Source organism: Syntrophorhabdaceae bacterium (genome assembly GCA_028713955.1).
GTDB lineage: Bacteria > Desulfobacterota > Syntrophorhabdia > Syntrophorhabdales > Syntrophorhabdaceae > UBA5609.
In genome coordinates this window covers 1-5,659 of record JAQTNJ010000203.1, presented here as the reverse complement: position 1 = coordinate 5,659, position 5,659 = coordinate 1, and the positions used below count along the sequence as shown (strand labels likewise).

Annotated in this window: 5 protein-coding genes; all 5 read left to right on the top strand. The window is 51.9% G+C overall.

Features of this window, described 5'->3' with window-relative positions:
• The coding region (locus tag PHU49_13705; protein ID MDD5245060.1) for an FAD-linked oxidase C-terminal domain-containing protein at positions 1–1,357 on the top strand (1,357 nt) is incomplete at its 5' end.
• A 15-nt stretch (positions 1,358–1,372) separates the two neighbouring features.
• Positions 1,373–2,641, top strand: a complete 1,269-nt coding sequence (locus PHU49_13700) for a (Fe-S)-binding protein (protein ID MDD5245059.1) — start codon at positions 1,373–1,375, stop codon at positions 2,639–2,641.
• Between the two features lie 51 nt (positions 2,642–2,692).
• Positions 2,693–4,300: an AMP-binding protein gene (locus PHU49_13695; GenBank protein ID MDD5245058.1), complete on the top strand. Its 1,608-nt coding sequence runs from the start codon at positions 2,693–2,695 to the stop codon at positions 4,298–4,300.
• A gap of 6 nt (positions 4,301–4,306) precedes the next feature.
• The gene (locus PHU49_13690) at positions 4,307–4,717 is read left to right on the top strand and encodes a hypothetical protein (protein ID MDD5245057.1); all 411 of its coding nucleotides are present in this window, start codon (positions 4,307–4,309) and stop codon (positions 4,715–4,717) included.
• Between the two features lie 116 nt (positions 4,718–4,833).
• On the top strand, positions 4,834–5,659 hold an 826-nt coding region (selD, locus tag PHU49_13685), incomplete at its 3' end, for a selenide, water dikinase SelD (protein MDD5245056.1).

Sequence of the window (5,659 nt, the reverse complement as noted above, 5' to 3'; positions counted from 1 at the left end):
AACAGAATTCCAAAAAATCGTTGGCAAGGAAAATGCCCTAACGTCCCCTGAGGCGTTAAAGGCCTATTCCTATGACGGCACCACAAGCTGGATCCACGAGCCCGACATTGTCCTTTTTCCCACATCGGCGAAGGAGATCTCTGCCATCATGAAGATCGCGAACGCGGAGAAGATACCTGTTACCCCGAGGGGCGGCGGGACAAACGTAAGCGGCGGCTCGGTGCCGATCGAGGGAGGCATTGTCATATGCTTCACCAAGATGAACAAGATAGTGAAGATCGATAAAGAGAACCTGACCGCCACCGTGGAGCCCGGCGTCGTCCTCATGGACCTGAATATGGCCCTTGGCAGGGAAGGCCTTTTCTTCCCGCCTGACCCGCAGAGTTTCCTGGGCGCCACGATGGGCGGGATCATCGCCGAGAACGCCGGGGGACCTGCCTGCGTAAAATACGGGGTGACCAAGCAGTACATCCTGGGCCTCGAGGTCGTGCTCGCCAACGGCGACATCGTCAATCTCGGCGGAAGGACGCTGAAGAACGTGGTCGGCTACGACCTCATGCACATCTTCATCAGCTCCGAAGGGACCCTCGGGATCATCGCGAAGGCAGAGCTGAAGTTAAACCCCCTCCCCAAGGCGAGAAAGACGATCATGGCGGTCTACGCCGACGTTGCCGTGGCCGGGGAAAGCGTCTACCGGGTCCTTGAAAACGGCGTGATCCCCGACAAGATCGAGTTCCTCGACAACTGGGTGATCAACAGGATCGAGGAGATGATGCCCATGGGGCTTCCGAAAGACGCGGACGCGGTGTTGCTCTTCGAGTGCGACGGCATCCCCGAGGCAGTGGAGAAGGAGGTCGAGCAGATCGTCGAGATCACGAAGAAATACGGCGCGGTGGACGTACGGGTTGCCAAGGACCAGGCCGAGGCGGACAGATACTGGCTCGCGAGACGCGCGGGGTTTGCCGCGGTCTTCGGCAAGGCCCCCACGGTCCTGGCGGAGGATGTCACCGTTCCGAGGAACAAGATGCCCGATCTCATCAGGAAATGCAAAGAGGTAGCGAAGAAATACAATCTGGAGATTACCGTTCTGGGACACGCGGGCGACGGCAATCTTCACCCCTCCATCCTCACGGACATCAACAATAAAGAGGCCTACGAAAGGGCGCTCAAGGGTCTCGATGAGATCATCGGGGCTACCGTTGAGCTCGGCGGCGTCCTCTCCGGAGAACACGGCATCGGTCTCGAGAAGCAGAAATTCTTCCGGCGGGTCATCGATCCCAACATAATCAATATGATGAAGGGCGTCAAGCAGCTTTTTGATCCGAACAATATCATGAATCCTGGCAAGATCTGGTAGGAGAAGGGGGAAGCTTTGGATAACTTGAAAGAACTGAAAAAAATAGAACAATACGCCGCCCAGTGTATGAAGTGTGGTTTCTGCAGCTTCTTCTGTCCCGTCTACCAGGAAGAGCACACGGAGACCAGCGTGGCACGGGGGAAAAACTACCTCGTGCGGGAGATCCTGGCCGGCAGGCAGGAATTTACCAAGGAGATGGGCGAGATCATCGGCAAGTGCCTTCTGTGCAAGCGGTGCGCTGCCAACTGCCCGTCGAAGACGCAGATCGACCGCGTTGTCGTCGGGGCCAGGGCAGAGATGGTGAAGAAAAAGGGTCTCGGCGCTATCAAGAACTTTGCCTTCAGGAAGGTGATGGCGAACCGGAAGGCGTTCGGGAAGTACGTGAAGCTGGCAAAGGCGTTTCAATGGCTCCTGCCGAAGACGGAAGGGAAGATCAGGCATCTCCCTGACTTCCTGAAGGCCCTGGGCCAGGGGAGGAATATCCCGGCGCTTGCCGACAAGTTCCTCCGTGAGATAGTGAAGCCGGTATATAAACCGCAAAACAATGAAAAGCCAACGATGAAGGTCGGTTTCTTCATGGGCTGCGCCACCGATTTTGTCTACCCTGAACTGGGACTGAAGCTCATCGATTTTCTTACAAAGAGAGGGATAGAGGTCGTTGTTCCCGAGAGCCAGAGCTGCTGCGGGGCGGCGATCTACTTCAGCGGTGATGTTGAAACAGGAAGGCTGCTGGCGGAAAAGAACATCGAGGCCTTCAAGGATGTTGATTATATCGTCACGGCCTGCGGTACCTGCAGCTCAACGCTCAAGGACTACCAGAAATATCTTCCCGACAACGAAGACCAGCAGAAACGCTATGAGGCATTCGAGAAGAAGGTAAAAGACGCTACCGAATTTATCATCGATATCATGAAGGTAAAGCCCGAAGAGCTCACATTGAAGAAGGAGTTTGAAGGCAAGACCGCTACCTGGCATGATCCGTGCCACCTCATACGGTACCAGAACATCAAGGACCAGCCGAGGGCGATCCTCAAGGGTCTGAAAGGACTGAAATACGCAGAGATGCCCAACGCGGATCTCTGCTGCGGTATGGGCGGTTCCTTCAGCGTCTACCATTACGACCTGACGAAAAAGATAGCAGCGAAAAAGATGAACGGCATCAAGGCGACGGGGGCGGATATCGTGGTAACGGCATGTCCGGGCTGCATGATAAACCTTATTGACAATGTGTTGCAGAACAAGATGCCCCAGAAGGTGTACCATCTGCTGGAGCTTGTTGAGTAAAAAGAGGTTTTTAAAAAATATTTATTAACAAAAACATATTGAGGAGGTATTATGAAAAACGGTCACTGGATGACGGCAAAAGACGTTTTGAGGGTAAACGCCTTTAAATGGCCGAACAAGATCGGAATCAAGGATTTGTACAAGGCTTACACATTCAAACAATGGGATGAAAGAGCCAGCAGACTCGCAAACGCCCTTGCGGATATGGGTATGAAAAAGGGTGACAGGTTTGCGGTCCTTGCGTACAACTGCGTGGAATGGCTTGAGATCTATGGAGCAGCAGCAAAAGGCGGATTTATATGTGTACCCCTTATGTTCAGGCTTGCACCTGTGGAAATGGAATACAACATCAATCACAGTGAGTGCAAGGTTTTTATCGTTCAGGGCGGATCAGATCCCGCTGACGGCAAGGAATTCCCATGGATAAAACAGGTGAATGAGATGAAGAAAAACCTGCCTACCGTGGGAAAATACGTTTCTTTCGCCTTTGACAACCCGCACTACGATGGTTTCGTCTCCTATGAAGATGCCCTCGCAAAGGCAAGCCCGGAAGAACCGGCAACGGCAGTTGACGCCGATGACCCGTGGGTGATCATGTATACAGGCGGAACAACAGGAAAACCGAAAGGGGTTGTGAAGACCCACGCATCCTTGTTTGCCCAGTATTTCATCATGATCTTTGACCACCAGTTCAACTTTGACGATTGCAATCTCCTTGTAATGCCCTGCTGCCACGTCAACTCACTCTTTTATTCCTTCGTGGCAACCTGGGTGGGCGGCACTGTTATGGCCTATAACATGATAAGCTTTAGTCCCGAGAACCTTTTGAAAACCTTCTCAGACCATAAAGTCACCTTTACATCCCTGGTACCAACCCACTACATCATGATGCTTGCCCTGCCGGATGACGTAAAGAAGAAATATGATCTGAGCACTGTTAAGAAACTCCTTATCTCCTCTGCCCCGGCAAGAAGGGATACGAAACTCGGCGTATTGAAGATGTTTCCGAATTCAGAGCTCAATGAAGCGTATGGCTCCACCGAGGCGGGCATTGTTACCGTTCTTAAACCGAATGAACAGCTTACTAAACTCGGTTCCTGCGGCCGTGAGGTTATTGGTACGGACCTGATCAAATTTTATGATGAGGAAGGCAACCTCGTGACGAAACCGAACGAAGTCGGTGAGCTTTACTCAAGAAGCCCGATGCTCTTCGAGGAATACTGGAAGGATCCCGAGAAGACCAAGGCAGCCATGAAGGGCGAATACTTCAGCGCAGGCGATATGGGGTACAGAGATGAAGAGGGCTATATCTATCTCGTTGACAGAAAGGCCAACATGATCATCTCCGGCGGCGAGAACATCTTCCCTTCAGAGGTCGAGAATTGTGTTGGTGGAAACCCGAAGGTCAAAGACGTTGCGGTTATCGGCGTGCCGCATGAGAAATGGGGCGAACAGGTAACTGCGGTTGTCGTTCTCCATGAGGGACAGACTGCAACACCTGAAGAGATCACCGCCCACTGTAAGGGTAAGATAGCCGGTTTCAAGGTGCCGAAGAACATTATCTTCATCAAGGATGAAGAGATGCCGAGAAGCGGCGCCGGCAAGATACTTCACAGGATGCTGAGAGAAAAATACGGAAAGTGGGCTGACCACCAGTAAGATAGGTTGTTACAGAAAAAACGGGGGCTTTCATGCCCCCGTTTTTTTATCCATGGCAGGCTCTTTTCGTTGTTACACGGCGCGGAGATGTGCTATAAATACACTATGGTAAAGGATTACTCGCTTTACTTGCAGGTCGGAGACAGGGTGTACCACAAATATTATAAGCGGTGGGGTCTCGGCATCGTTGTGGAAGAACGGAGGTCTGAACTCCCCGGTGGTTTCTGTTATGTGCGGATAGATTTTCAGGACGGGAAGCTGCGGGTATTTGATAATAATTTCAAGAGCGGGAGCTGCTGCTATTATGCGGGCATAGAGAAGATCGATGACCGTAAGTACAGGATCCAGTACTTTGAGGACAGACAAAACGGGAATACCAGGCCGGGAAGAAAGGCATTGTTGAAAGGCAAAGAGTAATTTACTACAATAACGGGAAAGGTATGGATATCGAATTAACAAAATATGTCCGTGGAGCAGGGTGAGCGTCAAAGATAGGTCCGGGTGACCTGACGAACATCCTTTGCGGGATAGAGATTCCAGAGGACAAAAACGTGATTGTCGGTATAGAAGGTTTTGAGGACGCCGGTGTCTACAAGATCACCGACGAGGTCGCCATTGTCCAGACAATAGATTTTTTTACGCCCATTGTGGACGATCCTTACTGGTTTGGACAGATCGCCGCGGCGAATGCCCTGAGTGACATCTATGCCATGGGCGCTGTGCCGAAGACGGCGTTGAACATGGTATGCTTTTCCCTGAAAAGATTTGGCATAGCCGTTCTCAAGGAGATTATCAGGGGAGGGATAGACAAGATAAGGGAGGCAGACGTAAGTCTCCTGGGGGGACACAGTGTTGATGACGAAGAGATCAAGTACGGTCTTTCGGTAACCGGTGTTGTTCATCCCGACAGGGTTATTTTGAATGAAGGGGCACTCCCCGGTGACGCCCTGATCCTGACGAAGCCGCTTGGCACAGGAATTTTGAACACAGGGATTAAAGGGAAGGTCCTCAGTGAAGGTTCTATCAAAAGATTGGTTGAGATCATGGCGCAACTGAACAGAAAGGCATCGGAGGCAATGCTCTCTGTCAGGACGCACGCAGGTACGGATGTGACGGGTTTCGGGCTTGTGGGCCACCTCAAGGAGATGATCAGGGAATCTATCGGCGTGGAGATATTCAAAGACAGGATCCCCTATTTCGCGGAGGCAGTGGAACTCGTGAAATCCGGCTTTGTACCCGGCGGTCTGTACAGGAACAGGGATTTTTATAAAGAGCATGTCATAAGCGAGGTGGAGGACTTCTTCTACGATATTATCTTTGATCCCCAGACGTCGGGAGGCCTGCTTTTCGCCGTGGCGC

Excerpts from the sequence above, each read along its gene's own strand:
- PHU49_13695 (MDD5245058.1), top strand. The coding sequence starts at position 2,693 with ATGAAAAACGGTCACTGGATGACGGCAAAAGACGTTTTGAGGGTAAAC.